Source organism: Weissella paramesenteroides, from assembly GCF_051903945.1.
Taxonomy (GTDB): Bacteria; Bacillota; Bacilli; order Lactobacillales; family Lactobacillaceae; genus Weissella; species Weissella paramesenteroides_A.
In genome coordinates, this window is sequence record NZ_CP192270.1 from 1 (window position 1) to 26,966 (window position 26,966).

Sequence of the window (26,966 nt, forward strand, 5' to 3'; positions counted from 1 at the left end):
ATGGAATCAGTGCTTGTGCGTGGTTTAAGTGTTGAAACGATTAAGTCGTTAGATGAAGAAGCACAACGTAATCAGGTGTCGCGGAATACTTTATTACAGATGTTGCTAAGTCGTTTTGCGAAAGAAGTTGCCTTATATAATGCAACGGAAATTTTATTAGAACCAATTGATGATGTGAAACGGCAGTTACAAACCTTAGAGATGGTGCAGCGTGAATCAACTAAAAATATTAGTCATGATTTGTTAGCACTAAATCAAAGTATTCGGCAACTAATTAAATATATGTATGATGATACGTTTGGAGAGGAGTAAATTATGGATAATTTAAAAGCATTTCGAGCAGCATTACAGCGTAAAAATCGGCGTCGTTTTAATTACGTTAAGGCACAATTTGAAAAATCAGATGCGCAACAACAGCAGTTGACTGAAAATGATGAAGTACAAGGTTTAATGAATGTTGAAAAAATTGTGCAGCATGAACCAGTTGATAAGACAGTACGACAAAAACAGATTGCGATTTCTTCTAGTGATCGGGAAGTTTGGTATCGTGATGCTTTAAAAGCGTGGTTAGGTCAGCATCCAGAAGCTGGTGTTGCAGTTGATAATAATGCTGGTCTTTATCGATTTGCGTTGGAGTTCTTTGTTAATCAGGTCATTTTACGTCCTAAGAATAATACATTGTCGTATGGGGAGTTATTAAATCATATGCAAACTCTTAATGAGCCTGATCCGATATTGGCTGATATTAATTTTCAGTTGGAAACGAAATTAGAGGATCTTAAAGAAATTACGTCTTTTATTTCAGCAATGGAGTATTTGGAAAATATGCAAGATTTTGGGCCGGCACGTCAAATTGATGAGGTGATTCAAACTAATATGCATTCAGAATTTGATGAGACTAGTCAGTATGCAGCAGATTATGCAGCTTATCAAAAATTGCGTAAACGTGACTTATTAAATAAACGTCAACGTCATGATGATGAAGGTTTAGAATTTAAGCATTAGCTAAAAAATAATGAGTAACGATACTTAACATAATCGTTACTCATTATTTTTTAGCTAGTGAATTAACGTTTCTTATTCCTAATGAACAAACATAATTATTGTAAATAACCATAAGTATAAAGCTAACAATGTAAAAAAATCATTCAAAATAATGGCTTCAAAAATAGTCATTTTATTTGTTCAGTTTAGTGCCAGAAATGCCACCATTTTTTAGATGAGGTTTTTGTGTTTTCTTGAATGGTAGATTTATTGTGTTCGGTTTCTGAGTTCTCAGTTTTGGGTTGCTCTATTTTTTGTAATTCTTGTATCTTTTTTTCTGCTATTAATTGTAATTGTTGTGATTGATCTAGTAGCTTGGTTAGATTATCTATTTGTCGGTCTTTGCTAGCAATTTGTTTGTCTTTGGTGGCAAATTGTTTGTCGCGTTCGTTCTTGAGATCGTTTATTTGGGCTTTTAAAGCAATGATTATAGCTTGTTCACTGTTTTGTTCTTGTTTGTTCTCTTTGTCGCTTTTTATGTGCTCGTTTGGCGACAAAGTCTTTGTTACTTTGTCACGGATAATTTTTTCGGTATGTTCGTTGATAATGTTTTTACCAGTGTTATCTTTTTGTTGATCTTTTGGTGATAATCTTTGGTAATGGTATTGAATGGTTTGTTTTGATACTTGTAGCTCTTTTGCTAGTTCTCTTATAGTTTTTGTCACTACTTGCGTACCTTTCTGGTTGATTATTGTTTGGGTTTAATTATATGTGAATATTGAAAATTTAAAAGGGCATAATGTTTTAGTGATTTTGTTGTGTACCTTTGTTCAGAAACGTATTCTACAAGCATTTTTAAAAGTTTAGGTGGGTTAGTGTCTTGTTTTGTCATTTGTGGTATCAGCAGAAACGAGGTAATCATTGCAAATGCGCACTTACACACAACATGAAGTTGTGCCGTGCTAAAAACCTAAAATTTTGTATCAGAAGTCGACTAATCGACAACAAAAAAGGACGGATCTAGTTATCCGCCCTGTCATCACATCATTCAGTTTCTTTATCGATTTCATTTGATAATTTCTTAACAAAAAAATGTTCTGTTCCAGTTAACGGATACTGTCTTTTTACGTAAACTTCTTTAAATCCAAATTTAGGATAGAAATCTTTACCTTGAAAATCAAATGTATATAAAAATATATTTTTACAATTACTCCGTATAGCTAAATCTTCGGCTTTTTTTAACAAATCCCGACCTAACCCATTTTTGCGCAAACTCTCATGAATAACTAAATAGTCTATATCCATCCAATTACCAAATATTTTTCCTGAAATACCCCCCATAATATTCTCACTATCATCTTTTATGTAAATAGCAAAATCTGTTTGATTTGCAGTTTCAAAATTTTGCTTATTATACTTTCTGATCATATTTTGTAATGTCATTACGTCTGATTTTTCTGGTAATAATGTTTCTTCAAATTTCATAATTGCTTCCCCCAAAATAAAATTAAACCCTTACTTATTATTCAATACTTCGCCTGTATCTTTATCAATATCTGCCCGACCATATCGACGTTCTTGATAAACAGCATCGAAATATAACCTTATCAGTCCAGTATGAGCTCTCAACACTGAATTTATAATTTTCATACTAGGCAAGCCATATTCAACCCCATGTAATTTAACAAAGCGCCTTAATTCACGCATATTTTAAATTATGATCGTCAATTAAATCGCAAACATCATTCAACATATCGTCTTTATCTTCAACATCAAGCGTGACATATCGGTCAATATCAAAATTATTCAGCAATGTAATGTCAGCTTTAGAATATTTATGCTTATGCTTTTCAATAGCGTCTTTTGATTCATGTGTCAGATACAAATAAATATTTTCCATACTCTGAACAACTATTTGAACCTTAGCAACACTTTTAACGCCTAAAACTATTTGGATTCTCTTTCTAACACTGTCCGATGTAACAGGATTTTTCGTCACATAAACCACATGATAATGGGCCTTTTTATATATTTGTCCCTCAACATTGCTTTTATCTTTATCATGCAACGGACTAATCGCAATCGGAACACCAATTAATTCCAACCGTCGTTTCCAATCCATTGGAATACTTTCTGGAGATAACAAAAAAGTGAAGTATCTTGCCTTATCTTTAGCCATAATGTTAAAATTACCTTATCAGAACGAGCAATTAACGAGCAAACTTTTCAGCGGGTGCGCTCTTTTTTTATGCTCATTTCTGCCCTTTCGCTTGATTTTTGACAACTTCAGCCATGTAATTTCGCATGTCATAAGTAACAATTTTTCCTTGAGCCAATAATGCTTTTTTATATTCGGCATACAAATCTTTAGGAATACGGATAGTGACACTTTGCATTTCTTTTTTTTCAGCAGTCATAATTTAATCACCCCTAACTTAAATAGCTTCATACATACATTATAAAGCATTACATAGATGTAGTAAAGCATTACAAATTTAGCCATTTTCGCCAAAAATGTCGCTCAAATGTCGCTCAAGCAAAAAGTGACTAAATCCCTTGGGAGAGTAAGGATAAAACCACATAAAATTCAATTTTGGCACTCGGCACTTAAAAGGGGGGGGTCGTAGTACGGGAGCAAAAATCGCTCCCCCCCTCAGCGCTAAGAATTTATTTACAACACAAACCAAAAAGACGGTTCAGCAAAAATCGCTGAACCGTCTTTTTTAAACCCTTGGGCGCTGTCGCCCCAAACCCAGACCAAGCTGAGCCAGCTTGACCGCTATCGTTCGCCGCCACTGGGCTCGGGAAAACAAGGGCTTGTTTCCTGCTCATCAGGCTTTGGGTTTCGTACATTCTATCAACTCCTTAAAGCCTCCAAGAGGGGCTAATATCGCCTGTAAGGCTCAATAAGCCCCTCTAAGTCGATTTACCGTTGACAGACAGTTAAATAGCTCACTGTTAGCTAAAATCGCTTAGAACGCAAATAAGAACCTTTAAAATTAACGTTCAAAAATAAAAAAGTTCGAAGGAGCTAGCGACTGAACTTATTTATTTTTGAATGTTCCAAACTGACGCAGTCAGTTACGTTTGAGCAACGCGAATTCTGATACATTTTTTAGCAATTACATCAGCCATTTATGAGTGATGTGTAAGTGCGCATTGTCATGATAATGCGCACTTACACTCTTGACACCTGTCAAGAGTAGTTTGCCAAGGATTTCATCCTTGGTTTTTCTCTTGTATCAGAAGGCTAACGCCAACAATTAATTAATCACATTATGCAGGATCCAACGGCTATAAGATAACCGGGCACTCATCGTAATTAACCACGGATGAGTGACTTCGAAAATTTGTATTTCCGTTTCTAAGTACAGGAGTGTTTTACCATGATTAAAGGTTAAAATTGGTGCTGGGAAATCGGGTCTGGTTGCAACCTGATGTACGCTTTGCCGTGATTTCATCTCCCAACGTTCTTTTAGATCTTCTCGTGATAAAAGTTTTGGTAACTGCTCTTTCTCAACTAACACTTGTTTTGTGAGTTGTGCCGTTAATTCTTCCTTAGCGGCATTGGGATGCCAATCATTTAAAATATCATATGCGTTATTACCTAAATCTAATTCCATGAATAGTCCTCCTAATGTGGCATGGTTACAAGATAAAATATTCACCGCGGATAGTAAACTTTACTATCATCGCCATGAAATACTTCAACGCTTAGATGGTAATAATTATCATAGATACCAGCTTGATACATCGCTTCCGTGATGTTGTGTAGCATGGGCGGTTCTAAGATACGTTCACGTAGCAACCAGAAATGTTCATTATCATTTTGAATAAACACACAGCACCGTTTATCTCTCACATTAAACACGCGGATTTCACGGCCGTCATCATAGCGAATAATAGCTTGTAAGGGTAAATTATCATTGGTCATGTACTCATCAAAATTAGTCATGATTCATCACCAAAATAATGATCCAGTAATAGATAACCCAGTAGGTCAGTATCACCAGTATTATCCATGGTGGCGTCAAAATGAGCAAATACGGGCTAATTTAGGAAGATTAGTTGGCGTTATTACCCAAAATCAATTTGATCTAACATTGTTTCGCGACTTGCTTGGTCTAACCCAAGGTAAGTCAGGGTCATGGCCTCACTCGAATGATTCAATAGGTGCATAACTAAACCAATGTTGTAATTTGACTGCGTATAGACGCGGTAAGCGCCTGTTTTACGCATGGTGTGCGTGCCTAAATAGTTGATACCTAGTAGATCACCAACACGCGCCATCACTTTATAAAACTGTTTCTCGGTGATATGGCGATCATGATGGACTGTCGAGGGGAATAACCACTCAGAATTGATATTTTCTTGGACCAGCCAATCATGATATTGCAGCAAGTCTTGTTGCACGGGTTTTAAATATAATGTATTTGCTTTACCCGTCTTTTTATCATGAATAAAGGCCGCGTGTTTAACAGATCCATCTGGATTATAGACATCGGATTTCTTTAACGTCATGACATCACTCACACGTAGTAGCGTGGCCTTACCAACTTGAAAGATAGTGTAGTTACGGCGACCCGCCCGAAAACTATCTAATAAGGTGTCTTGTACCATTTTTAAGACGTTAGAGTCTTTGATTGGCAGTACGATTTGTTGAACCATAGATTAACCTTTCCAGCTTCTTTTTTAGGGCTATTATATCATTTATAATAAAAACAGCCCCTATTATCTACATGATAGATAATAGGGGCTGTTTTTATCAGGTTTTAGAGGGTGATTGTAATTATAATCCCTAATCAGGGTGTCTTAATCCATATTGTAACCGAAAGATATAATCAATAATTCCTGCTTTATCCAAGAACACGAAGATATATGAATATGACTAGTTGCATGAATAGTGCCAAAGCCAAAAGACTACCCAGTAATTCCAAGTTTGCGTATTGCGCAAACATAGTAGCAATCAATTGATAAGAAGTGCTTTTTAACGTGAATAAGTAAGGCTAATGCTGCTGTCCAACCGTAATCCAGAATTATTACGGTCAACAACTCGGTATTAGAACGGCTATAGTTCGTAAGCTTGGCAAGCCGCCAACTTGCGAACTTTTTTAAATCAAAATGTTGACACGGTGTCACCGATGCCTTATATTCGTCTTATAGATTAATGACACGACGTCACTATAGGAGGGCACCATGGTATCAACAACATTTAAAAACTTATCTGCTGACAAGCAAACTAAGATTCGCCGAGCACTACTCAAGGAATTTACCGAACAGCCACTGGCAACTGCCCAGGTTGCTCCCATTGTTAAAACAGCCGGAATTGCTCGTGGAGCTTTTTATAAATACTTTGATGATTTAACTGACGCATATCGGTATTTATACGGTGTGGCAATGCAAGATATTCATAGCGACATTTCCGATGAGACTGGCGGCAGATTTGATCCACAATTCTATTTGGATCAGGTGGCAGCGTTTGTGAAGGGGGCCAAAGACAGTCGTTACTTTGGACTGATCAAAATGCATCTGATGAAAAATGAGTCGCTGATTTCACAGGAACCCGTAGATCCTAAGACCGTGAATGCACAGGAATGGGCTACCATGATCCTAAGCCATGAAGCAATCAAGCAGATTATTATTAATCCGGCTCATGAAGCGCTGGTCATGAACAGATTGTCGAAAACATTGGAGTTGTTAGCAGGAAAGGGGAATGCATCATGTATTTAGCTTTGAAAGAGATTCGACACGAAAAATTGAGGTATGGACTGATCATCGCGATGGTCACGTTGATTGCGTACTTGATTTTTATTTTAACTAGTTTGGCGTTTGGACTTGCAGGGGAGAACACTCAGGCGATCAATTCATGGGATGCCAAGAGCGTGGTATTGAATAAAGACTCCAATATCAACTTGTCTCAATCGACCATTACAAATGTTCAGGCCAAAAACGACAAGTTAACTTCTAAAGAATCCTTGATTGGATCAACACCGGTGGTCGCAAAATACAAAGGCAAGGAAAAGATTTCCGGACAATTTGTTGGAATTAAGAACAGTCAGTTCATTTATAAAGAATTGAAAGTATCGTCTGGACATAAAGCTCATGGTAATCATCAAATTGTCGTCGATGAAAAGTTTAAAGACGATGGATATCAATTGGGTGACAAGTTGACGCTGAACTCATTTGACGACAAGTATGAAATTGTCGGATTTACCAAAAATGCCAAGCTCAATATCTCACCAGTGATTTATGGCAGTTTGCCAACCTGGAAATACTTACGCGGGATGAATAATGTACCAGTTGCGGGAAGTGCAATTGTCTCACGGAATGCCAAGTATAATGCGCACAATTCACATCTAAAAACCTACTCGATGAATGAGTTTATCAATAAACTGCCTGGATATTCTGCTCAGAATGCGACCTTTGGCTTTATGATCGGCTTCTTGATGATTATTTCTCTGGTCATTATCGCAGTGTTTTTGTACATCTTGACGATGCAGGCATTACCGACTTATGCCGTTTTACGTGCACAGGGAATTCCCGCACGTGCTTTGGTGACAACGATTACCAGTCAGTCGTTGATTTTGATGACTTCTGGGATCATTCTGGGTGGCCTGTTGGCCGCAGCGACCGGTTCATTAATTCCTGTTGGCGTCCCGATGGCGTTTAACATTCCGGTGCTCACGTGGATATCAATTGGTTTGATGATCATGGGTGTGATCGGAGCGGCAATCCCAGCTCAAAAGATTGCAACTGTCGACCCTGTCAGTGTTATTGGAGGTTAAAATATGTCAGTAATTGAATTAAAAAACATTAATAAATATTTTGGATCCGGCATCAGCCGTGTGCATGTGCTCCATGACATCAATTTTTCTGCAGAACGCGGCCAATTGATCTTAGTGGTCGGCCCATCCGGCTCAGGTAAGAGTACCTTTTTGACGATTGCTGGAGGTTTACAGACCCCGACTTCGGGTTCCGTTGAAGTTGAGGGTCAAGCGGTGGATGATTTAACCAAAGCCCAACGTGATCAACTAAGACTAAATCGAATCGGGTTTGTCCTTCAGTCGTACAACCTGGTGCCATACTTGAAAGTCAAAGAACAGTTCGAATTCGTGAATAAGGTTAAGCGTCAAGGCAATATCAATAAAGATGATTTGGCAGGTTTACTTGAGCAACTTGGTATTTCTCAACTAGTTGATAAGTATCCCAGTGAGCTGTCTGGTGGCCAAACACAACGCGTGGCCATTGCCAGAGCATTGTATGCTGACCCGGATATCGTTTTGGCAGATGAACCAACGGCCGCTTTGGATAGCGAGAAGGTTGCTGAAGTAGGCAGACTATTCAAAGACTTGGCCGAAACGCGGAATAAAGCAGTTGTCGTCGTCACGCATGACATCAGACTATTGGATTTTGCGGATAAGACGTATGAAATCTTAGATGGCAAAATCAGTTTGAAGGATAAGGAACACATGTTGGATCGCTAAGGAGCCATATCCCACTTCTGTTTGAGCCTAAACAATCTCCAATTCAATTGAAATAACAAACTCCATCGTTGTTCCGCCGGCGTCTACAAGGCCTGAAACTAAATTATTTATTTAATTAATTTAATTAATTAAATTGTTTATTTATTGATGACCAGGACCGTATTTCTAAACTTCTTTTATGGTTTATTATATCGCTTAACAAAAAAACAGCCCCCATTATCTAACCGGTAGATAACGGGGGTTGTTTTAATCAGTTTTCACAGGGGCGATTATATAATTATAGACCCTAAAGTTGCTTGCAGTGTTGTAACTTGGTGGTTCTCTATTCAGTTACTAACTGTTGGACAGTGTCGGATATGTGGATTTGTGTCTTATACTTCTTAAGGTCATGCTTGTTAGTCGCTGCATTTCCCTTATGGTTTAACAAGGCATCTAGCGCTGCTAAGTTGCTAACATAAGTCTGATTAATGTAGGTGCGAGGCACAATACGTGCAACTTTAACATAACTACCCTTATGATAAGCCATCACATAAGGATCTTTGACGCCAGGATTAAGCCCCGTCGTTAAGGTTAATTTGGTCCATTCATTTCCCATCGTATTATCGGTGAACCAAGCGGTCCAGTAACCATTGGTCGCCTTATTATTAGGCGAAATTTCTTTTTCACTAGGTAATTTAGTGTACCCGACTTTATAGGATAAAAACGGATCAAATCGATCAATCGTCCCAATACCTTTATAATATCCCAAACATAAAATACCAATACTAACCAGTGCTAGTGCAATCAAGCCACCTAAACCAAAAGTCCAACGACGATAACGACTTTTAAGCTTAATATCATGATCTATCTGGGTGGCCAAAGAGGGTTCTTTATCTTTTTTCATTGTAATCTCCTCGTTAAATAGAAGTTTTTCGAGCGAGATGTTAAACAATTGACTCAACGCATGCAGGGTCTCTAAACTTGGCATATTCTTGCCAGTTTCCCAAGTTGAGACCGTTTGACGGGTCACATGCAATTGTTGAGCTAACGCTTCTTGAGTTAAATTAGATTGTCTGCGCAAGCTCTTGATATCGTCTTTAAAGCTCAAATCTCACTCCTCCTAAATCATAATCAAGGATCTAAGGCAATCCTAGCAAGAATTACTAGCATTAGTCACGCAAATGTTACTTGCATAACTGGATAGTTCGGTTAATTTGCCAATACAGCACGGAATAACCTTGTATAACATAAAATCTAAAGCCGTTCTTCAGAGCGTTAGTACGCTCTGAAGAACGGCTTTAGAAATGATCAAAGATCTATTTGTTAGAAGACCCCCAATTTAACGATCTACTTTTTCTATCTCTATAGCTTGTATAACCAAGAAATCAAATAGACTTGCTAAATCGACGTTACCGTCTCTGAATGCAGGTGCTATTTTAATAAGTAAGTCTAAAGTTAATGAGTTATAGCCATTCTCATAATAGCCCCTTGAATAGTTAAAAAAATATCTTATTTTGTTAAATAGACCACTTAGAGTATTTGATAAAATTAATACTTTTGATTTTTATTTGTGCTATATATTACTACAGGAGTTTAATGTTTATAACATTCGTAATCCTAGTCCGAAACCATTCAAAATACCACGGTTATTTATCATAGAAATAAGTTTTGTAACAGACTTAGGAACACCTTGGTGCGATTTACGAACTACTTTTGAAACTCCGTCAGTAAAACGTGGTATTTCAATTCCTTTCAGCTGATTTTTGGTTAATTTTTCTTGATAACTACTCAAAAAAACTCCTAATTCACTATCTTTGCCTACATCATCAATGGCTAAAACGAATTGATTTAATAAATCTTTTTTGGCTTGTTCTTTTTTCATAACTATAACCTCGCTTAATAGATGCTTTTATAAGGATAACGGAAGTCCCAATTAATTTTTCTTTATACAAAAAAGTGTACACGTTTACATGACATAATCAAAGATAGCAATGGTAAAAGTTAAAAAATTTAATTTTATGGAAACAAGAGTGTTTACTGAATAACTGCTCCTAAGTAGGCTTATTCCCAAATGCTGTTAATAGCAGTTCCGATGACCCAAGCGGTAGCAACAATAACCCAACCACCATGGATTAAAAAGTCCCAAATATTTGTTTTAGATTTAGAACTTTTGGTAATGGTAATGCTATCTTTTAAATCAGGTTCACCCTTGATTAAGTTATCTAATGAAATATCAAAAAAACTCACTAAGTGTGATTAATCGTTCAATATCAGGCTAGGCCGTGCCTATCTCCCATTTAGAAATAGCTTGTCGGCTAACATTTAATGTTTGTGCCAATTGATCTTGTGTTAGATTTCTCTTTTCATGTTCTGCTTTGATTCGTTGTCCTAAAACCAATGTCATGGTATCTCCGTCATTTGTAAAAGATTATTTTTATTGTGCAATAGTTAAAAAGAAAAAGCACGCTACTTATTAGCGCACTTTTATGCAACTGCTAGTTGCGGTCTATATAAAAGGCTTTTTAACTTTATTAGGGGGATATCTCACTTATAAATCCTTAAGTTAATTATTTTTAAGATTTAGTACTTCATGGAAACTTGGCGAAGAATTGCTTATTCCTTTCTTTATTTTTCCGTTCTGTACGTAAGTTATATATGGAACTGTTTTAATTTTTAATTTGTTTTGTACAATGTTTTTTAATTGTTTATTAGTATTATGGTTATCTGTATTAAAGTAGTATATTGTATTCTTTCTTGTTAATTTTTTAATTACAGGAGAAAATTTTCTACAATATGGGCATGTGGGTCGGCCAATAAAAATATAGTAATTACCTGGTAAATTACCTTTTATTGCACTATTTAATTGATTAATGTTTATCTCATTGGTATCACGTATATTAATCCTATATTCATTAGGTTGTATATTTGTTATTTTTTGTTCACTTTTTTGTTCGTGATAGTTAGTAACTATTTTAATACCAAAAATTAGAATTAATAGAACACTAATTATTAATAATATTTTCATTTTTATTTTCATTTTTATTACCTATTAATTTATATACTTTGTCAAAATTATAATTTGGCTTTTCATGAGATATAACTAAAATTATCTACTTCATAGGCCTCCATAAAAATGCCAAATAATGCTAATAATTTTTTTAGATCGTATAAAGAAACCCAATTTTCATCGATGTTTAACTGCTTCATATATTTGTTGTGTGTTTGCATACATTTGTTAAGTTACTACCATAAATAATTAAAAAGTCGAAGTGCAAAACTTCGACTTCTCCACATTAATTCTATTGTAAAGTCCATGTACAACGATGAACAAAAGGACTCTTACTGCATACATTTACAAAATGTGGCCAGTGCCATTTTTTACCTGCTGATATTTGTTGTGCTGCGGTATCTGTTAATTTTTTCATATTATTATCCTCCTAAAACGATAGGACTCTAGAAATAAAAAATTATCTATGAATTTTATAAAATTGACATATTAAGTAGGACGATATTCAATGCTCCCCATATTATATTGATTCCTGGTCCATATAAATTAATTTGTAAGGTCCATAAATATTCACTAATGGATATTAAAAATAAAATAAACAGCCAAAGTTTACTTGAGCTTAATATTGCAAGTATATATCTCATATAAAACGCTCCCTTAACATTAAAATATAATATAAATATACTAAAATAAAAATGTTTATATATAAATGTTGTTATTTTGAATAATTGACAGTTTGCACATATAATCTATTTGTAAGTATATCATTTAGTGGATAATTTGTTGGTGTTTCAGCAAATTCGTAAAAATTTTTCGAAACTTTAATAACATAAAATATTGAATTTATGTTTTATGAAAAGGGTTACTGTGTTAAACTGAAAACATCAATTAAATACGAATGCAAAAAAAAGCCCCAAGAATTGGCGTTCTTGGAGATTGCTTTTTATAAGAAGTACCTTGTCGGGATTGGCGTCCCACTTGGTGTGACTTGATGTGTCCTAGCACATTAAGATTTATACTTTCCAGTATAACATATCTGTTCTGATAGTAAATAAATGGACACGATATTACGATGAAAAGTATTCAGGAAAATTCCTGGCAAAGACGATAACAACGGACTTTGTGGATCTTGATGAGAGGCCCACAAAGTCTTTTTCTTTTGCCGGGATTAGTGTTAACCGATATCAAACCAGCGTATAACTCACGCAGCTAAAAAGAAGCCTAGGTGGAAACTAGGACGTCAAGTGAAGAACCTTGCTGTATGCACCATGGACAGTTAAAAAAGAAAAATGGTGAGGAAATGTTAATTAGTCCAACATTGGGTAGCTAGTTAGGGTTCGGTTACGGGTTGCGCCGTAATGAAGACATAAAGCCTGCGGATAAGCTGATTCAGTAATGGATCGAAGTCAGTAGTCCTAGTCGTGTGTGTCGGGTTAAACAGTTACCAATATGCGAAAGGTCTCTAATAAGCGATTAGAGACCTTTTTATTAGTTATTGAACAAATATTAAGTCGCACTATGAACAACGTCAAAACACACGCAAAGGTTGTAAGGGATAGCTTGCACGTAATCTACTGTGACGAAAGTCAGTCGTTATGAGATGCACATGATGAATTTCACCAATTGCCCCATTAAGGGGATTGTTGGTGAAATGTCGAGAGAGAGCTTTGCGAGCTGGTCATATCGATAGGATGATGGTTTGTTGGGGGCAGGATTTAAGGATAAGTGACTTTTTTAAATGAATTGGGACATTTTTACATAGTGTTTTTATGGATTGTTATACTATGGGTGTCATGAGTGAGTTATTGCTGATGTATGGAGTACTGTATATGGTAAATCAGTAGTTAGTTATTTATGACTTGTGTAGTTGGATATAGTGTAAGTGGTTAGTTATAGCATGAGTGTTTGATGAGTTGTTTGGTTTTGGTGATATCACTTTAAATCCCTGCACAGCAGGTTATACGCACGTCGTGCTATGATTTCCCCTTAACCTGTTACTAAAAAGGTCTTATTTGCAGGAGGTTGTTGTATGGAATCAGTGCTTGTGCGTGGTTTAAGTGTTGAAACGATTAAGTCGTTAGATGAAGAAGCACAACGTAATCAGGTGTCGCGGAATACTTTATTACAGATGTTGCTAAGTCGTTTTGCGAAAGAAGTTGCCTTATATAATGCAACGGAAATTTTATTAGAACCAATTGATGATGTGAAACGGCAGTTACAAACCTTAGAGATGGTGCAGCGTGAATCAACTAAAAATATTAGTCATGATTTGTTAGCACTAAATCAAAGTATTCGGCAACTAATTAAATATATGTATGATGATACGTTTGGAGAGGAGTAAATTATGGATAATTTAAAAGCATTTCGAGCAGCATTACAGCGTAAAAATCGGCGTCGTTTTAATTACGTTAAGGCACAATTTGAAAAATCAGATGCGCAACAACAGCAGTTGACTGAAAATGATGAAGTACAAGGTTTAATGAATGTTGAAAAAATTGTGCAGCATGAACCAGTTGATAAGACAGTACGACAAAAACAGATTGCGATTTCTTCTAGTGATCGGGAAGTTTGGTATCGTGATGCTTTAAAAGCGTGGTTAGGTCAGCATCCAGAAGCTGGTGTTGCAGTTGATAATAATGCTGGTCTTTATCGATTTGCGTTGGAGTTCTTTGTTAATCAGGTCATTTTACGTCCTAAGAATAATACATTGTCGTATGGGGAGTTATTAAATCATATGCAAACTCTTAATGAGCCTGATCCGATATTGGCTGATATTAATTTTCAGTTGGAAACGAAATTAGAGGATCTTAAAGAAATTACGTCTTTTATTTCAGCAATGGAGTATTTGGAAAATATGCAAGATTTTGGGCCGGCACGTCAAATTGATGAGGTGATTCAAACTAATATGCATTCAGAATTTGATGAGACTAGTCAGTATGCAGCAGATTATGCAGCTTATCAAAAATTGCGTAAACGTGACTTATTAAATAAACGTCAACGTCATGATGATGAAGGTTTAGAATTTAAGCATTAGCTAAAAAATAATGAGTAACGATACTTAACATAATCGTTACTCATTATTTTTTAGCTAGTGAATTAACGTTTCTTATTCCTAATGAACAAACATAATTATTGTAAATAACCATAAGTATAAAGCTAACAATGTAAAAAAATCATTCAAAATAATGGCTTCAAAAATAGTCATTTTATTTGTTCAGTTTAGTGCCAGAAATGCCACCATTTTTTAGATGAGGTTTTTGTGTTTTCTTGAATGGTAGATTTATTGTGTTCGGTTTCTGAGTTCTCAGTTTTGGGTTGCTCTATTTTTTGTAATTCTTGTATCTTTTTTTCTGCTATTAATTGTAATTGTTGTGATTGATCTAGTAGCTTGGTTAGATTATCTATTTGTCGGTCTTTGCTAGCAATTTGTTTGTCTTTGGTGGCAAATTGTTTGTCGCGTTCGTTCTTGAGATCGTTTATTTGGGCTTTTAAAGCAATGATTATAGCTTGTTCACTGTTTTGTTCTTGTTTGTTCTCTTTGTCGCTTTTTATGTGCTCGTTTGGCGACAAAGTCTTTGTTACTTTGTCACGGATAATTTTTTCGGTATGTTCGTTGATAATGTTTTTACCAGTGTTATCTTTTTGTTGATCTTTTGGTGATAATCTTTGGTAATGGTATTGAATGGTTTGTTTTGATACTTGTAGCTCTTTTGCTAGTTCTCTTATAGTTTTTGTCACTACTTGCGTACCTTTCTGGTTGATTATTGTTTGGGTTTAATTATATGTGAATATTGAAAATTTAAAAGGGCATAATGTTTTAGTGATTTTGTTGTGTACCTTTGTTCAGAAACGTATTCTACAAGCATTTTTAAAAGTTTAGGTGGGTTAGTGTCTTGTTTTGTCATTTGTGGTATCAGCAGAAACGAGGTAATCATTGCAAATGCGCACTTACACACAACATGAAGTTGTGCCGTGCTAAAAACCTAAAATTTTGTATCAGAAGTCGACTAATCGACAACAAAAAAGGACGGATCTAGTTATCCGCCCTGTCATCACATCATTCAGTTTCTTTATCGATTTCATTTGATAATTTCTTAACAAAAAAATGTTCTGTTCCAGTTAACGGATACTGTCTTTTTACGTAAACTTCTTTAAATCCAAATTTAGGATAGAAATCTTTACCTTGAAAATCAAATGTATATAAAAATATATTTTTACAATTACTCCGTATAGCTAAATCTTCGGCTTTTTTTAACAAATCCCGACCTAACCCATTTTTGCGCAAACTCTCATGAATAACTAAATAGTCTATATCCATCCAATTACCAAATATTTTTCCTGAAATACCCCCCATAATATTCTCACTATCATCTTTTATGTAAATAGCAAAATCTGTTTGATTTGCAGTTTCAAAATTTTGCTTATTATACTTTCTGATCATATTTTGTAATGTCATTACGTCTGATTTTTCTGGTAATAATGTTTCTTCAAATTTCATAATTGCTTCCCCCAAAATAAAATTAAACCCTTACTTATTATTCAATACTTCGCCTGTATCTTTATCAATATCTGCCCGACCATATCGACGTTCTTGATAAACAGCATCGAAATATAACCTTATCAGTCCAGTATGAGCTCTCAACACTGAATTTATAATTTTCATACTAGGCAAGCCATATTCAACCCCATGTAATTTAACAAAGCGCCTTAATTCACGCATATTTTAAATTATGATCGTCAATTAAATCGCAAACATCATTCAACATATCGTCTTTATCTTCAACATCAAGCGTGACATATCGGTCAATATCAAAATTATTCAGCAATGTAATGTCAGCTTTAGAATATTTATGCTTATGCTTTTCAATAGCGTCTTTTGATTCATGTGTCAGATACAAATAAATATTTTCCATACTCTGAACAACTATTTGAACCTTAGCAACACTTTTAACGCCTAAAACTATTTGGATTCTCTTTCTAACACTGTCCGATGTAACAGGATTTTTCGTCACATAAACCACATGATAATGGGCCTTTTTATATATTTGTCCCTCAACATTGCTTTTATCTTTATCATGCAACGGACTAATCGCAATCGGAACACCAATTAATTCCAACCGTCGTTTCCAATCCATTGGAATACTTTCTGGAGATAACAAAAAAGTGAAGTATCTTGCCTTATCTTTAGCCATAATGTTAAAATTACCTTATCAGAACGAGCAATTAACGAGCAAACTTTTCAGCGGGTGCGCTCTTTTTTTATGCTCATTTCTGCCCTTTCGCTTGATTTTTGACAACTTCAGCCATGTAATTTCGCATGTCATAAGTAACAATTTTTCCTTGAGCCAATAATGCTTTTTTATATTCGGCATACAAATCTTTAGGAATACGGATAGTGACACTTTGCATTTCTTTTTTTTCAGCAGTCATAATTTAATCACCCCTAACTTAAATAGCTTCATACATACATTATAAAGCATTACATAGATGTAGTAAAGCATTACAAATTTAGCCATTTTCGCCAAAAATGTCGCTCAAATGTCGCTCAAGCAAAAAGTGACTAAATCCCTTGGGAGAGTAAGGATAAAACCACATAAAATTCAATTTTGGCACTCGGCACTTAAAAGGGGGGGGTCGTAGTACGGGAGCAAAAATCGCTCCCCCCCTCAGCGCTAAGAATTTATTTACAACACAAACCAAAAAGACGGTTCAGCAAAAATCGCTGAACCGTCTTTTTTAAACCCTTGGGCGCTGTCGCCCCAAACCCAGACCAAGCTGAGCCAGCTTGACCGCTATCGTTCGCCGCCACTGGGCTCGGGAAAACAAGGGCTTGTTTCCTGCTCATCAGGCTTTGGGTTTCGTACATTCTATCAACTCCTTAAAGCCTCCAAGAGGGGCTAATATCGCCTGTAAGGCTCAATAAGCCCCTCTAAGTCGATTTACCGTTGACAGACAGTTAAATAGCTCACTGTTAGCTAAAATCGCTTAGAACGCAAATAAGAACCTTTAAAATTAACGTTCAAAAATAAAAAAGTTCGAAGGAGCTAGCGACTGAACTTATTTATTTTTGAATGTTCCAAACTGACGCAGTCAGTTACGTTTGAGCAACGCGAATTCTGATACATTTTTTAGCAATTACATCAGCCATTTATGAGTGATGTGTAAGTGCGCATTGTCATGATAATGCGCACTTACACTCTTGACACCTGTCAAGAGTAGTTTGCCAAGGATTTCATCCTTGGTTTTTCTCTTGTATCAGAAGGCTAACGCCAACAATTAATTAATCACATTATGCAGGATCCAACGGCTATAAGATAACCGGGCACTCATCGTAATTAACCACGGATGAGTGACTTCGAAAATTTGTATTTCCGTTTCTAAGTACAGGAGTGTTTTACCATGATTAAAGGTTAAAATTGGTGCTGGGAAATCGGGTCTGGTTGCAACCTGATGTACGCTTTGCCGTGATTTCATCTCCCAACGTTCTTTTAGATCTTCTCGTGATAAAAGTTTTGGTAACTGCTCTTTCTCAACTAACACTTGTTTTGTGAGTTGTGCCGTTAATTCTTCCTTAGCGGCATTGGGATGCCAATCATTTAAAATATCATATGCGTTATTACCTAAATCTAATTCCATGAATAGTCCTCCTAATGTGGCATGGTTACAAGATAAAATATTCACCGCGGATAGTAAACTTTACTATCATCGCCATGAAATACTTCAACGCTTAGATGGTAATAATTATCATAGATACCAGCTTGATACATCGCTTCCGTGATGTTGTGTAGCATGGGCGGTTCTAAGATACGTTCACGTAGCAACCAGAAATGTTCATTATCATTTTGAATAAACACACAGCACCGTTTATCTCTCACATTAAACACGCGGATTTCACGGCCGTCATCATAGCGAATAATAGCTTGTAAGGGTAAATTATCATTGGTCATGTACTCATCAAAATTAGTCATGATTCATCACCAAAATAATGATCCAGTAATAGATAACCCAGTAGGTCAGTATCACCAGTATTATCCATGGTGGCGTCAAAATGAGCAAATACGGGCTAATTTAGGAAGATTAGTTGGCGTTATTACCCAAAATCAATTTGATCTAACATTGTTTCGCGACTTGCTTGGTCTAACCCAAGGTAAGTCAGGGTCATGGCCTCACTCGAATGATTCAATAGGTGCATAACTAAACCAATGTTGTAATTTGACTGCGTATAGACGCGGTAAGCGCCTGTTTTACGCATGGTGTGCGTGCCTAAATAGTTGATACCTAGTAGATCACCAACACGCGCCATCACTTTATAAAACTGTTTCTCGGTGATATGGCGATCATGATGGACTGTCGAGGGGAATAACCACTCAGAATTGATATTTTCTTGGACCAGCCAATCATGATATTGCAGCAAGTCTTGTTGCACGGGTTTTAAATATAATGTATTTGCTTTACCCGTCTTTTTATCATGAATAAAGGCCGCGTGTTTAACAGATCCATCTGGATTATAGACATCGGATTTCTTTAACGTCATGACATCACTCACACGTAGTAGCGTGGCCTTACCAACTTGAAAGATAGTGTAGTTACGGCGACCCGCCCGAAAACTATCTAATAAGGTGTCTTGTACCATTTTTAAGACGTTAGAGTCTTTGATTGGCAGTACGATTTGTTGAACCATAGATTAACCTTTCCAGCTTCTTTTTTAGGGCTATTATATCATTTATAATAAAAACAGCCCCTATTATCTACATGATAGATAATAGGGGCTGTTTTTATCAGGTTTTAGAGGGTGATTGTAATTATAATCCCTAATCAGGGTGTCTTAATCCATATTGTAACCGAAAGATATAATCAATAATTCCTGCTTTATCCAAGAACACGAAGATATATGAATATGACTAGTTGCATGAATAGTGCCAAAGCCAAAAGACTACCCAGTAATTCCAAGTTTGCGTATTGCGCAAACATAGTAGCAATCAATTGATAAGAAGTGCTTTTTAACGTGAATAAGTAAGGCTAATGCTGCTGTCCAACCGTAATCCAGAATTATTACGGTCAACAACTCGGTATTAGAACGGCTATAGTTCGTAAGCTTGGCAAGCCGCCAACTTGCGAACTTTTTTAAATCAAAATGTTGACACGGTGTCACCGATGCCTTATATTCGTCTTATAGATTAATGACACGACGTCACTATAGGAGGGCACCATGGTATCAACAACATTTAAAAACTTATCTGCTGACAAGCAAACTAAGATTCGCCGAGCACTACTCAAGGAATTTACCGAACAGCCACTGGCAACTGCCCAGGTTGCTCCCATTGTTAAAACAGCCGGAATTGCTCGTGGAGCTTTTTATAAATACTTTGATGATTTAACTGACGCATATCGGTATTTATACGGTGTGGCAATGCAAGATATTCATAGCGACATTTCCGATGAGACTGGCGGCAGATTTGATCCACAATTCTATTTGGATCAGGTGGCAGCGTTTGTGAAGGGGGCCAAAGACAGTCGTTACTTTGGACTGATCAAAATGCATCTGATGAAAAATGAGTCGCTGATTTCACAGGAACCCGTAGATCCTAAGACCGTGAATGCACAGGAATGGGCTACCATGATCCTAAGCCATGAAGCAATCAAGCAGATTATTATTAATCCGGCTCATGAAGCGCTGGTCATGAACAGATTGTCGAAAACATTGGAGTTGTTAGCAGGAAAGGGGAATGCATCATGTATTTAGCTTTGAAAGAGATTCGACACGAAAAATTGAGGTATGGACTGATCATCGCGATGGTCACGTTGATTGCGTACTTGATTTTTATTTTAACTAGTTTGGCGTTTGGACTTGCAGGGGAGAACACTCAGGCGATCAATTCATGGGATGCCAAGAGCGTGGTATTGAATAAAGACTCCAATATCAACTTGTCTCAATCGACCATTACAAATGTTCAGGCCAAAAACGACAAGTTAACTTCTAAAGAATCCTTGATTGGATCAACACCGGTGGTCGCAAAATACAAAGGCAAGGAAAAGATTTCCGGACAATTTGTTGGAATTAAGAACAGTCAGTTCATTTATAAAGAATTGAAAGTATCGTCTGGACATAAAGCTCATGGTAATCATCAAATTGTCGTCGATGAAAAGTTTAAAGACGATGGATATCAATTGGGTGACAAGTTGACGCTGAACTCATTTGACGACAAGTATGAAATTGTCGGATTTACCAAAAATGCCAAGCTCAATATCTCACCAGTGATTTATGGCAGTTTGCCAACCTGGAAATACTTACGCGGGATGAATAATGTACCAGTTGCGGGAAGTGCAATTGTCTCACGGAATGCCAAGTATAATGCGCACAATTCACATCTAAAAACCTACTCGATGAATGAGTTTATCAATAAACTGCCTGGATATTCTGCTCAGAATGCGACCTTTGGCTTTATGATCGGCTTCTTGATGATTATTTCTCTGGTCATTATCGCAGTGTTTTTGTACATCTTGACGATGCAGGCATTACCGACTTATGCCGTTTTACGTGCACAGGGAATTCCCGCACGTGCTTTGGTGACAACGATTACCAGTCAGTCGTTGATTTTGATGACTTCTGGGATCATTCTGGGTGGCCTGTTGGCCGCAGCGACCGGTTCATTAATTCCTGTTGGCGTCCCGATGGCGTTTAACATTCCGGTGCTCACGTGGATATCAATTGGTTTGATGATCATGGGTGTGATCGGAGCGGCAATCCCAGCTCAAAAGATTGCAACTGTCGACCCTGTCAGTGTTATTGGAGGTTAAAATATGTCAGTAATTGAATTAAAAAACATTAATAAATATTTTGGATCCGGCATCAGCCGTGTGCATGTGCTCCATGACATCAATTTTTCTGCAGAACGCGGCCAATTGATCTTAGTGGTCGGCCCATCCGGCTCAGGTAAGAGTACCTTTTTGACGATTGCTGGAGGTTTACAGACCCCGACTTCGGGTTCCGTTGAAGTTGAGGGTCAAGCGGTGGATGATTTAACCAAAGCCCAACGTGATCAACTAAGACTAAATCGAATCGGGTTTGTCCTTCAGTCGTACAACCTGGTGCCATACTTGAAAGTCAAAGAACAGTTCGAATTCGTGAATAAGGTTAAGCGTCAAGGCAATATCAATAAAGATGATTTGGCAGGTTTACTTGAGCAACTTGGTATTTCTCAACTAGTTGATAAGTATCCCAGTGAGCTGTCTGGTGGCCAAACACAACGCGTGGCCATTGCCAGAGCATTGTATGCTGACCCGGATATCGTTTTGGCAGATGAACCAACGGCCGCTTTGGATAGCGAGAAGGTTGCTGAAGTAGGCAGACTATTCAAAGACTTGGCCGAAACGCGGAATAAAGCAGTTGTCGTCGTCACGCATGACATCAGACTATTGGATTTTGCGGATAAGACGTATGAAATCTTAGATGGCAAAATCAGTTTGAAGGATAAGGAACACATGTTGGATCGCTAAGGAGCCATATCCCACTTCTGTTTGAGCCTAAACAATCTCCAATTCAATTGAAATAACAAACTCCATCGTTGTTCCGCCGGCGTCTACAAGGCCTGAAACTAAATTATTTATTTAATTAATTTAATTAATTAAATTGTTTATTTATTGATGACCAGGACCGTATTTCTAAACTTCTTTTATGGTTTATTATATCGCTTAACAAAAAAACAGCCCCCATTATCTAACCGGTAGATAACGGGGGTTGTTTTAATCAGTTTTCACAGGGGCGATTATATAATTATAGACCCTAAAGTTGCTTGCAGTGTTGTAACTTGGTGGTTCTCTATTCAGTTACTAACTGTTGGACAGTGTCGGATATGTGGATTTGTGTCTTATACTTCTTAAGGTCATGCTTGTTAGTCGCTGCATTTCCCTTATGGTTTAACAAGGCATCTAGCGCTGCTAAGTTGCTAACATAAGTCTGATTAATGTAGGTGCGAGGCACAATACGTGCAACTTTAACATAACTACCCTTATGATAAGCCATCACATAAGGATCTTTGACGCCAGGATTAAGCCCCGTCGTTAAGGTTAATTTGGTCCATTCATTTCCCATCGTATTATCGGTGAACCAAGCGGTCCAGTAACCATTGGTCGCCTTATTATTAGGCGAAATTTCTTTTTCACTAGGTAATTTAGTGTACCCGACTTTATAGGATAAAAACGGATCAAATCGATCAATCGTCCCAATACCTTTATAATATCCCAAACATAAAATACCAATACTAACCAGTGCTAGTGCAATCAAGCCACCTAAACCAAAAGTCCAACGACGATAACGACTTTTAAGCTTAATATCATGATCTATCTGGGTGGCCAAAGAGGGTTCTTTATCTTTTTTCATTGTAATCTCCTCGTTAAATAGAAGTTTTTCGAGCGAGATGTTAAACAATTGACTCAACGCATGCAGGGTCTCTAAACTTGGCATATTCTTGCCAGTTTCCCAAGTTGAGACCGTTTGACGGGTCACATGCAATTGTTGAGCTAACGCTTCTTGAGTTAAATTAGATTGTCTGCGCAAGCTCTTGATATCGTCTTTAAAGCTCAAATCTCACTCCTCCTAAATCATAATCAAGGATCTAAGGCAATCCTAGCAAGAATTACTAGCATTAGTCACGCAAATGTTACTTGCATAACTGGATAGTTCGGTTAATTTGCCAATACAGCACGGAATAACCTTGTATAACATAAAATCTAAAGCCGTTCTTCAGAGCGTTAGTACGCTCTGAAGAACGGCTTTAGAAATGATCAAAGATCTATTTGTTAGAAGACCCCCAATTTAACGATCTACTTTTTCTATCTCTATAGCTTGTATAACCAAGAAATCAAATAGACTTGCTAAATCGACGTTACCGTCTCTGAATGCAGGTGCTATTTTAATAAGTAAGTCTAAAGTTAATGAGTTATAGCCATTCTCATAATAGCCCCTTGAATAGTTAAAAAAATATCTTATTTTGTTAAATAGACCACTTAGAGTATTTGATAAAATTAATACTTTTGATTTTTATTTGTGCTATATATTACTACAGGAGTTTAATGTTTATAACATTCGTAATCCTAGTCCGAAACCATTCAAAATACCACGGTTATTTATCATAGAAATAAGTTTTGTAACAGACTTAGGAACACCTTGGTGCGATTTACGAACTACTTTTGAAACTCCGTCAGTAAAACGTGGTATTTCAATTCCTTTCAGCTGATTTTTGGTTAATTTTTCTTGATAACTACTCAAAAAAACTCCTAATTCACTATCTTTGCCTACATCATCAATGGCTAAAACGAATTGATTTAATAAATCTTTTTTGGCTTGTTCTTTTTTCATAACTATAACCTCGCTTAATAGATGCTTTTATAAGGATAACGGAAGTCCCAATTAATTTTTCTTTATACAAAAAAGTGTACACGTTTACATGACATAATCAAAGATAGCAATGGTAAAAGTTAAAAAATTTAATTTTATGGAAACAAGAGTGTTTACTGAATAACTGCTCCTAAGTAGGCTTATTCCCAAATGCTGTTAATAGCAGTTCCGATGACCCAAGCGGTAGCAACAATAACCCAACCACCATGGATTAAAAAGTCCCAAATATTTGTTTTAGATTTAGAACTTTTGGTAATGGTAATGCTATCTTTTAAATCAGGTTCACCCTTGATTAAGTTATCTAATGAAATATCAAAAAAACTCACTAAGTGTGATTAATCGTTCAATATCAGGCTAGGCCGTGCCTATCTCCCATTTAGAAATAGCTTGTCGGCTAACATTTAATGTTTGTGCCAATTGATCTTGTGTTAGATTTCTCTTTTCATGTTCTGCTTTGATTCGTTGTCCTAAAACCAATGTCATGGTATCTCCGTCATTTGTAAAAGATTATTTTTATTGTGCAATAGTTAAAAAGAAAAAGCACGCTACTTATTAGCGCACTTTTATGCAACTGCTAGTTGCGGTCTATATAAAAGGCTTTTTAACTTTATTAGGGGGATATCTCACTTATAAATCCTTAAGTTAATTATTTTTAAGATTTAGTACTTCATGGAAACTTGGCGAAGAATTGCTTATTCCTTTCTTTATTTTTCCGTTCTGTACGTAAGTTATATATGGAACTGTTTTAATTTTTAATTTGTTTTGTACAATGTTTTTTAATTGTTTATTAGTATTATGGTTATCTGTATTAAAGTAGTATATTGTATTCTTTCTTGTTAATTTTTTAATTACAGGAGAAAATTTTCTACAATATGGGCATGTGGGTCGGCCAATAAAAATATAGTAATTACCTGGTAAATTACCTTTTATTGCACTATTTAATTGATTAATGTTTATCTCATTGGTATCACGTATATTAATCCTATATTCATTAGGTTGTATATTTGTTATTTTTTGTTCACTTTTTTGTTCGTGATAGTTAGTAACTATTTTAATACCAAAAATTAGAATTAATAGAACACTAATTATTAATAATATTTTCATTTTTATTTTCATTTTTATTACCTATTAATTTATATACTTTGTCAAAATTATAATTTGGCTTTTCATGAGATATAACTAAAATTATCTACTTCATAGGCCTCCATAAAAATGCCAAATAATGCTAATAATTTTTTTAGATCGTATAAAGAAACCCAATTTTCATCGATGTTTAACTGCTTCATATATTTGTTGTGTGTTTGCATACATTTGTTAAGTTACTACCATAAATAATTAAAAAGTCGAAGTGCAAAACTTCGACTTCTCCACATTAATTCTATTGTAAAGTCCATGTACAACGATGAACAAAAGGACTCTTACTGCATACATTTACAAAATGTGGCCAGTGCCATTTTTTACCTGCTGATATTTGTTGTGCTGCGGTATCTGTTAATTTTTTCATATTATTATCCTCCTAAAACGATAGGACTCTAGAAATAAAAAATTATCTATGAATTTTATAAAATTGACATATTAAGTAGGACGATATTCAATGCTCCCCATATTATATTGATTCCTGGTCCATATAAATTAATTTGTAAGGTCCATAAATATTCACTAATGGATATTAAAAATAAAATAAACAGCCAAAGTTTACTTGAGCTTAATATTGCAAGTATATATCTCATATAAAACGCTCCCTTAACATTAAAATATAATATAAATATACTAAAATAAAAATGTTTATATATAAATGTTGTTATTTTGAATAATTGACAGTTTGCACATATAATCTATTTGTAAGTATATCATTTAGTGGATAATTTGTTGGTGTTTCAGCAAATTCGTAAAAATTTTTCGAAACTTTAATAACATAAAATATTGAATTTATGTTTTATGAAAAGGGTTACTGTGTTAAACTGAAAACATCAATTAAATACGAATGCAAAAAAAAGCCCCAAGAATTGGCGTTCTTGGAGATTGCTTTTTATAAGAAGTACCTTGTCGGGATTGGCGTCCCACTTGGTGTGACTTGATGTGTCCTAGCACATTAAGATTTATACTTTCCAGTATAACATATCTGTTCTGATAGTAAATAAATGGACACGATATTACGATGAAAAGTATTCAGGAAAATTCCTGGCAAAGACGATAACAACGGACTTTGTGGATCTTGATGAGAGGCCCACAAAGTCTTTTTCTTTTGCCGGGATTAGTGTTAACCGATATCAAACCAGCGTATAACTCACGCAGCTAAAAAGAAGCCTAGGTGGAAACTAGGACGTCAAGTGAAGAACCTTGCTGTATGCACCATGGACAGTTAAAAAAGAAAAATGGTGAGGAAATGTTAATTAGTCCAACATTGGGTAGCTAGTTAGGGTTCGGTTACGGGTTGCGCCGTAATGAAGACATAAAGCCTGCGGATAAGCTGATTCAGTAATGGATCGAAGTCAGTAGTCCTAGTCGTGTGTGTCGGGTTAAACAGTTACCAATATGCGAAAGGTCTCTAATAAGCGATTAGAGACCTTTTTATTAGTTATTGAACAAATATTAAGTCGCACTATGAACAACGTCAAAACACACGCAAAGGTTGTAAGGGATAGCTTGCACGTAATCTACTGTGACGAAAGTCAGTCGTTATGAGATGCACATGATGAATTTCACCAATTGCCCCATTAAGGGGATTGTTGGTGAAATGTCGAGAGAGAGCTTTGCGAGCTGGTCATATCGATAGGATGATGGTTTGTTGGGGGCAGGATTTAAGGATAAGTGACTTTTTTAAATGAATTGGGACATTTTTACATAGTGTTTTTATGGATTGTTATACTATGGGTGTCATGAGTGAGTTATTGCTGATGTATGGAGTACTGTATATGGTAAATCAGTAGTTAGTTATTTATGACTTGTGTAGTTGGATATAGTGTAAGTGGTTAGTTATAGCATGAGTGTTTGATGAGTTGTTTGGTTTTGGTGATATCACTTTAAATCCCTGCACAGCAGGTTATACGCACGTCGTGCTATGATTTCCCCTTAACCTGTTACTAAAAAGGTCTTATTTGCAGGAGGTTGTTGT

General features: G+C 36.1%; 34 protein-coding genes and 2 pseudogenes. 10 read left to right on the forward strand and 26 right to left on the reverse strand.

Features of this window, described 5'->3' with window-relative positions:
• The gene (locus ACQ4QH_RS10455; RefSeq protein ID WP_439819543.1) at window positions 1–312 is read left to right on the forward strand and encodes a hypothetical protein; all 312 of its coding nucleotides are present in this window, start codon (window positions 1–3) and stop codon (window positions 310–312) included.
• 3 nt (window positions 313–315) lie between these two features.
• Window positions 316–1,005, forward strand: a complete 690-nt coding sequence (locus ACQ4QH_RS10460; protein WP_439819544.1) for a hypothetical protein — start codon at window positions 316–318, stop codon at window positions 1,003–1,005.
• A gap of 185 nt (window positions 1,006–1,190) precedes the next feature.
• Here the strand turns inward: ACQ4QH_RS10460 and ACQ4QH_RS10465 are convergent, their stop codons facing one another.
• The 7 genes and pseudogenes from ACQ4QH_RS10465 to ACQ4QH_RS10495 all read right to left on the reverse strand — a co-directional run bounded on the left by ACQ4QH_RS10465 (window position 1,191) and on the right by ACQ4QH_RS10495 (window position 5,652).
• On the reverse strand, window positions 1,191–1,709 hold the full coding sequence (locus tag ACQ4QH_RS10465; RefSeq protein WP_439819545.1) for a DUF536 domain-containing protein: 519 nt from the start codon (window positions 1,707–1,709) through the stop codon (window positions 1,191–1,193).
• Between the two features lie 319 nt (window positions 1,710–2,028).
• Window positions 2,029–2,469 carry a GNAT family N-acetyltransferase gene (locus tag ACQ4QH_RS10470; protein WP_439819546.1) on the reverse strand — a complete coding sequence of 147 codons (441 nt, stop codon included), beginning with the start codon at window positions 2,467–2,469 and terminating at the stop codon, window positions 2,029–2,031.
• Between the two features lie 30 nt (window positions 2,470–2,499).
• Window positions 2,500–3,163: pseudogene (locus ACQ4QH_RS10475) on the reverse strand (replication protein).
• Between the two features lie 73 nt (window positions 3,164–3,236).
• Window positions 3,237–3,401, reverse strand: a complete 165-nt coding sequence (locus tag ACQ4QH_RS10480) for a hypothetical protein (protein WP_010625631.1) — start codon at window positions 3,399–3,401, stop codon at window positions 3,237–3,239.
• An 846-nt stretch (window positions 3,402–4,247) separates the two neighbouring features.
• Window positions 4,248–4,607: a hypothetical protein gene (locus ACQ4QH_RS10485; RefSeq protein WP_439819547.1), complete on the reverse strand. Its 360-nt coding sequence runs from the start codon at window positions 4,605–4,607 to the stop codon at window positions 4,248–4,250.
• A 41-nt stretch (window positions 4,608–4,648) separates the two neighbouring features.
• Window positions 4,649–4,939, reverse strand: a complete 291-nt coding sequence (locus ACQ4QH_RS10490; protein WP_439819548.1) for a hypothetical protein — start codon at window positions 4,937–4,939, stop codon at window positions 4,649–4,651.
• 122 nt (window positions 4,940–5,061) lie between these two features.
• Window positions 5,062–5,652, reverse strand: coding sequence for a site-specific integrase (locus ACQ4QH_RS10495; protein ID WP_439819549.1), 591 nt, complete (start codon window positions 5,650–5,652; stop codon window positions 5,062–5,064).
• 528 nt (window positions 5,653–6,180) lie between these two features.
• Between ACQ4QH_RS10495 and ACQ4QH_RS10500 the strand changes: the two genes are divergently transcribed.
• The 3 genes from ACQ4QH_RS10500 to ACQ4QH_RS10510 are packed head-to-tail and all read left to right on the forward strand — an operon-like array spanning window position 6,181 to window position 8,468.
• On the forward strand, window positions 6,181–6,714 hold the full coding sequence (locus tag ACQ4QH_RS10500) for a TetR/AcrR family transcriptional regulator (RefSeq protein WP_439819550.1): 534 nt from the start codon (window positions 6,181–6,183) through the stop codon (window positions 6,712–6,714).
• On the forward strand, window positions 6,705–7,769 hold the full coding sequence (locus ACQ4QH_RS10505; protein ID WP_439819551.1) for an ABC transporter permease: 1,065 nt from the start codon (window positions 6,705–6,707) through the stop codon (window positions 7,767–7,769). The genes ACQ4QH_RS10500 and ACQ4QH_RS10505 overlap by 10 nt, the downstream gene beginning before the upstream one ends.
• 3 nt (window positions 7,770–7,772) lie before the next feature.
• Window positions 7,773–8,468 carry an ABC transporter ATP-binding protein gene (locus ACQ4QH_RS10510; RefSeq protein WP_199410444.1) on the forward strand — a complete coding sequence of 232 codons (696 nt, stop codon included), beginning with the start codon at window positions 7,773–7,775 and terminating at the stop codon, window positions 8,466–8,468.
• A 322-nt stretch (window positions 8,469–8,790) separates the two neighbouring features.
• On the opposite strand, the gene ACQ4QH_RS10515 is transcribed toward ACQ4QH_RS10510, so the two are convergent.
• The 6 genes from ACQ4QH_RS10515 to ACQ4QH_RS10540 all read right to left on the reverse strand — a co-directional run bounded on the left by ACQ4QH_RS10515 (window position 8,791) and on the right by ACQ4QH_RS10540 (window position 11,872).
• The gene (locus ACQ4QH_RS10515) at window positions 8,791–9,555 is read right to left on the reverse strand and encodes a helix-turn-helix domain-containing protein (protein WP_439819552.1); all 765 of its coding nucleotides are present in this window, start codon (window positions 9,553–9,555) and stop codon (window positions 8,791–8,793) included.
• 492 nt (window positions 9,556–10,047) lie between these two features.
• Window positions 10,048–10,329, reverse strand: a complete 282-nt coding sequence (locus tag ACQ4QH_RS10520; protein WP_436582807.1) for a hypothetical protein — start codon at window positions 10,327–10,329, stop codon at window positions 10,048–10,050.
• 179 nt (window positions 10,330–10,508) lie between these two features.
• Window positions 10,509–10,694 carry a hypothetical protein gene (locus ACQ4QH_RS10525; protein ID WP_439819553.1) on the reverse strand — a complete coding sequence of 62 codons (186 nt, stop codon included), beginning with the start codon at window positions 10,692–10,694 and terminating at the stop codon, window positions 10,509–10,511.
• A 28-nt stretch (window positions 10,695–10,722) separates the two neighbouring features.
• On the reverse strand, window positions 10,723–10,851 hold the full coding sequence (locus ACQ4QH_RS10530) for a helix-turn-helix transcriptional regulator (RefSeq protein WP_439819554.1): 129 nt from the start codon (window positions 10,849–10,851) through the stop codon (window positions 10,723–10,725).
• A 159-nt stretch (window positions 10,852–11,010) separates the two neighbouring features.
• Window positions 11,011–11,484, reverse strand: a complete 474-nt coding sequence (locus ACQ4QH_RS10535) for a hypothetical protein (protein WP_439819555.1) — start codon at window positions 11,482–11,484, stop codon at window positions 11,011–11,013.
• 262 nt (window positions 11,485–11,746) lie between these two features.
• Complete coding sequence (locus ACQ4QH_RS10540) at window positions 11,747–11,872, reverse strand: hypothetical protein (RefSeq protein WP_266102252.1); 126 nt, start codon at window positions 11,870–11,872, stop codon at window positions 11,747–11,749.
• A 1,611-nt stretch (window positions 11,873–13,483) separates the two neighbouring features.
• Here ACQ4QH_RS10540 and ACQ4QH_RS10545 point away from each other — a divergent pair.
• Together ACQ4QH_RS10545 and ACQ4QH_RS10550 are read left to right on the forward strand one after the other, a co-directional pair.
• The gene (locus ACQ4QH_RS10545) at window positions 13,484–13,795 is read left to right on the forward strand and encodes a hypothetical protein (protein WP_439819543.1); all 312 of its coding nucleotides are present in this window, start codon (window positions 13,484–13,486) and stop codon (window positions 13,793–13,795) included.
• Window positions 13,796–13,798: 3 nt separating this feature from the next.
• Window positions 13,799–14,488 carry a hypothetical protein gene (locus ACQ4QH_RS10550; RefSeq protein WP_439819544.1) on the forward strand — a complete coding sequence of 230 codons (690 nt, stop codon included), beginning with the start codon at window positions 13,799–13,801 and terminating at the stop codon, window positions 14,486–14,488.
• Window positions 14,489–14,673: 185 nt separating this feature from the next.
• Here the strand turns inward: ACQ4QH_RS10550 and ACQ4QH_RS10555 are convergent, their stop codons facing one another.
• From ACQ4QH_RS10555 to ACQ4QH_RS10585, 7 genes and pseudogenes are all read right to left on the reverse strand, one after another.
• Entirely contained in the window at window positions 14,674–15,192 is a 519-nt protein-coding gene (locus ACQ4QH_RS10555; protein WP_439819545.1) for a DUF536 domain-containing protein, read from the reverse strand.
• 319 nt (window positions 15,193–15,511) lie between these two features.
• Window positions 15,512–15,952 carry a GNAT family N-acetyltransferase gene (locus tag ACQ4QH_RS10560; protein WP_439819546.1) on the reverse strand — a complete coding sequence of 147 codons (441 nt, stop codon included), beginning with the start codon at window positions 15,950–15,952 and terminating at the stop codon, window positions 15,512–15,514.
• A 30-nt stretch (window positions 15,953–15,982) separates the two neighbouring features.
• Window positions 15,983–16,646: pseudogene (locus ACQ4QH_RS10565) on the reverse strand (replication protein).
• A gap of 73 nt (window positions 16,647–16,719) precedes the next feature.
• Window positions 16,720–16,884, reverse strand: coding sequence for a hypothetical protein (locus tag ACQ4QH_RS10570; RefSeq protein WP_010625631.1), 165 nt, complete (start codon window positions 16,882–16,884; stop codon window positions 16,720–16,722).
• Between the two features lie 846 nt (window positions 16,885–17,730).
• Window positions 17,731–18,090 carry a hypothetical protein gene (locus ACQ4QH_RS10575; protein ID WP_439819547.1) on the reverse strand — a complete coding sequence of 120 codons (360 nt, stop codon included), beginning with the start codon at window positions 18,088–18,090 and terminating at the stop codon, window positions 17,731–17,733.
• A 41-nt stretch (window positions 18,091–18,131) separates the two neighbouring features.
• Entirely contained in the window at window positions 18,132–18,422 is a 291-nt protein-coding gene (locus ACQ4QH_RS10580; RefSeq protein WP_439819548.1) for a hypothetical protein, read from the reverse strand.
• A 122-nt stretch (window positions 18,423–18,544) separates the two neighbouring features.
• Window positions 18,545–19,135, reverse strand: a complete 591-nt coding sequence (locus tag ACQ4QH_RS10585) for a site-specific integrase (protein WP_439819549.1) — start codon at window positions 19,133–19,135, stop codon at window positions 18,545–18,547.
• Window positions 19,136–19,663: 528 nt separating this feature from the next.
• Between ACQ4QH_RS10585 and ACQ4QH_RS10590 the strand changes: the two genes are divergently transcribed.
• The 3 genes from ACQ4QH_RS10590 to ACQ4QH_RS10600 are packed head-to-tail and all read left to right on the forward strand — an operon-like array spanning window position 19,664 to window position 21,951.
• Entirely contained in the window at window positions 19,664–20,197 is a 534-nt protein-coding gene (locus ACQ4QH_RS10590; RefSeq protein ID WP_439819550.1) for a TetR/AcrR family transcriptional regulator, read from the forward strand.
• Window positions 20,188–21,252, forward strand: coding sequence for an ABC transporter permease (locus tag ACQ4QH_RS10595; RefSeq protein ID WP_439819551.1), 1,065 nt, complete (start codon window positions 20,188–20,190; stop codon window positions 21,250–21,252). Before ACQ4QH_RS10590 ends, ACQ4QH_RS10595 begins: the two co-directional genes overlap by 10 nt.
• 3 nt (window positions 21,253–21,255) lie before the next feature.
• Window positions 21,256–21,951 (forward strand): ABC transporter ATP-binding protein, encoded by a 696-nt coding sequence (locus ACQ4QH_RS10600; RefSeq protein WP_199410444.1) that lies wholly within the window; start codon window positions 21,256–21,258, stop codon window positions 21,949–21,951.
• A 322-nt stretch (window positions 21,952–22,273) separates the two neighbouring features.
• Here ACQ4QH_RS10600 and ACQ4QH_RS10605 read toward each other — a convergent pair whose 3' ends face one another.
• The 6 genes from ACQ4QH_RS10605 to ACQ4QH_RS10630 form a co-directional block, all read right to left on the reverse strand.
• A complete protein-coding gene (locus ACQ4QH_RS10605; RefSeq protein ID WP_439819552.1) occupies window positions 22,274–23,038 on the reverse strand; it encodes a helix-turn-helix domain-containing protein in 765 nt (254 codons plus the stop codon).
• A 492-nt stretch (window positions 23,039–23,530) separates the two neighbouring features.
• Complete coding sequence (locus ACQ4QH_RS10610) at window positions 23,531–23,812, reverse strand: hypothetical protein (RefSeq protein WP_436582807.1); 282 nt, start codon at window positions 23,810–23,812, stop codon at window positions 23,531–23,533.
• A gap of 179 nt (window positions 23,813–23,991) precedes the next feature.
• Window positions 23,992–24,177, reverse strand: a complete 186-nt coding sequence (locus tag ACQ4QH_RS10615; protein WP_439819553.1) for a hypothetical protein — start codon at window positions 24,175–24,177, stop codon at window positions 23,992–23,994.
• 28 nt (window positions 24,178–24,205) lie between these two features.
• Complete coding sequence (locus tag ACQ4QH_RS10620; protein WP_439819554.1) at window positions 24,206–24,334, reverse strand: helix-turn-helix transcriptional regulator; 129 nt, start codon at window positions 24,332–24,334, stop codon at window positions 24,206–24,208.
• 159 nt (window positions 24,335–24,493) lie between these two features.
• Complete coding sequence (locus tag ACQ4QH_RS10625; RefSeq protein ID WP_439819555.1) at window positions 24,494–24,967, reverse strand: hypothetical protein; 474 nt, start codon at window positions 24,965–24,967, stop codon at window positions 24,494–24,496.
• Between the two features lie 262 nt (window positions 24,968–25,229).
• Window positions 25,230–25,355 (reverse strand): hypothetical protein, encoded by a 126-nt coding sequence (locus ACQ4QH_RS10630; protein ID WP_266102252.1) that lies wholly within the window; start codon window positions 25,353–25,355, stop codon window positions 25,230–25,232.
• Window positions 25,356–26,966 lie beyond the last annotated feature (1,611 nt).

Coding starts and splice junctions, on each gene's coding strand:
- ACQ4QH_RS10455 (WP_439819543.1), top strand. CDS start 1: ATGGAATCAGTGCTTGTGCGTGGTTTAAGTGTTGAAACGATTAAGTCG.
- ACQ4QH_RS10460 (WP_439819544.1), top strand. CDS start 316: ATGGATAATTTAAAAGCATTTCGAGCAGCATTACAGCGTAAAAATCGG.
- ACQ4QH_RS10470 (WP_439819546.1), bottom strand. CDS start 2,469: ATGAAATTTGAAGAAACATTATTACCAGAAAAATCAGACGTAATGACA.
- ACQ4QH_RS10480 (WP_010625631.1), bottom strand. CDS start 3,401: ATGACTGCTGAAAAAAAAGAAATGCAAAGTGTCACTATCCGTATTCCT.
- ACQ4QH_RS10485 (WP_439819547.1), bottom strand. CDS start 4,607: ATGGAATTAGATTTAGGTAATAACGCATATGATATTTTAAATGATTGG.
- ACQ4QH_RS10490 (WP_439819548.1), bottom strand. CDS start 4,939: ATGACTAATTTTGATGAGTACATGACCAATGATAATTTACCCTTACAA.
- ACQ4QH_RS10495 (WP_439819549.1), bottom strand. CDS start 5,652: ATGGTTCAACAAATCGTACTGCCAATCAAAGACTCTAACGTCTTAAAA.
- ACQ4QH_RS10500 (WP_439819550.1), top strand. CDS start 6,181: ATGGTATCAACAACATTTAAAAACTTATCTGCTGACAAGCAAACTAAG.
- ACQ4QH_RS10505 (WP_439819551.1), top strand. CDS start 6,705: ATGTATTTAGCTTTGAAAGAGATTCGACACGAAAAATTGAGGTATGGA.
- ACQ4QH_RS10510 (WP_199410444.1), top strand. CDS start 7,773: ATGTCAGTAATTGAATTAAAAAACATTAATAAATATTTTGGATCCGGC.
- ACQ4QH_RS10520 (WP_436582807.1), bottom strand. CDS start 10,329: ATGAAAAAAGAACAAGCCAAAAAAGATTTATTAAATCAATTCGTTTTA.
- ACQ4QH_RS10530 (WP_439819554.1), bottom strand. CDS start 10,851: ATGACATTGGTTTTAGGACAACGAATCAAAGCAGAACATGAAAAGAGA.
- ACQ4QH_RS10535 (WP_439819555.1), bottom strand. CDS start 11,484: ATGAAAATAAAAATGAAAATATTATTAATAATTAGTGTTCTATTAATT.
- ACQ4QH_RS10540 (WP_266102252.1), bottom strand. CDS start 11,872: ATGAAAAAATTAACAGATACCGCAGCACAACAAATATCAGCAGGTAAA.
- ACQ4QH_RS10545 (WP_439819543.1), top strand. CDS start 13,484: ATGGAATCAGTGCTTGTGCGTGGTTTAAGTGTTGAAACGATTAAGTCG.
- ACQ4QH_RS10550 (WP_439819544.1), top strand. CDS start 13,799: ATGGATAATTTAAAAGCATTTCGAGCAGCATTACAGCGTAAAAATCGG.
- ACQ4QH_RS10560 (WP_439819546.1), bottom strand. CDS start 15,952: ATGAAATTTGAAGAAACATTATTACCAGAAAAATCAGACGTAATGACA.
- ACQ4QH_RS10570 (WP_010625631.1), bottom strand. CDS start 16,884: ATGACTGCTGAAAAAAAAGAAATGCAAAGTGTCACTATCCGTATTCCT.
- ACQ4QH_RS10575 (WP_439819547.1), bottom strand. CDS start 18,090: ATGGAATTAGATTTAGGTAATAACGCATATGATATTTTAAATGATTGG.
- ACQ4QH_RS10580 (WP_439819548.1), bottom strand. CDS start 18,422: ATGACTAATTTTGATGAGTACATGACCAATGATAATTTACCCTTACAA.
- ACQ4QH_RS10585 (WP_439819549.1), bottom strand. CDS start 19,135: ATGGTTCAACAAATCGTACTGCCAATCAAAGACTCTAACGTCTTAAAA.
- ACQ4QH_RS10590 (WP_439819550.1), top strand. CDS start 19,664: ATGGTATCAACAACATTTAAAAACTTATCTGCTGACAAGCAAACTAAG.
- ACQ4QH_RS10595 (WP_439819551.1), top strand. CDS start 20,188: ATGTATTTAGCTTTGAAAGAGATTCGACACGAAAAATTGAGGTATGGA.
- ACQ4QH_RS10600 (WP_199410444.1), top strand. CDS start 21,256: ATGTCAGTAATTGAATTAAAAAACATTAATAAATATTTTGGATCCGGC.
- ACQ4QH_RS10610 (WP_436582807.1), bottom strand. CDS start 23,812: ATGAAAAAAGAACAAGCCAAAAAAGATTTATTAAATCAATTCGTTTTA.
- ACQ4QH_RS10620 (WP_439819554.1), bottom strand. CDS start 24,334: ATGACATTGGTTTTAGGACAACGAATCAAAGCAGAACATGAAAAGAGA.
- ACQ4QH_RS10625 (WP_439819555.1), bottom strand. CDS start 24,967: ATGAAAATAAAAATGAAAATATTATTAATAATTAGTGTTCTATTAATT.
- ACQ4QH_RS10630 (WP_266102252.1), bottom strand. CDS start 25,355: ATGAAAAAATTAACAGATACCGCAGCACAACAAATATCAGCAGGTAAA.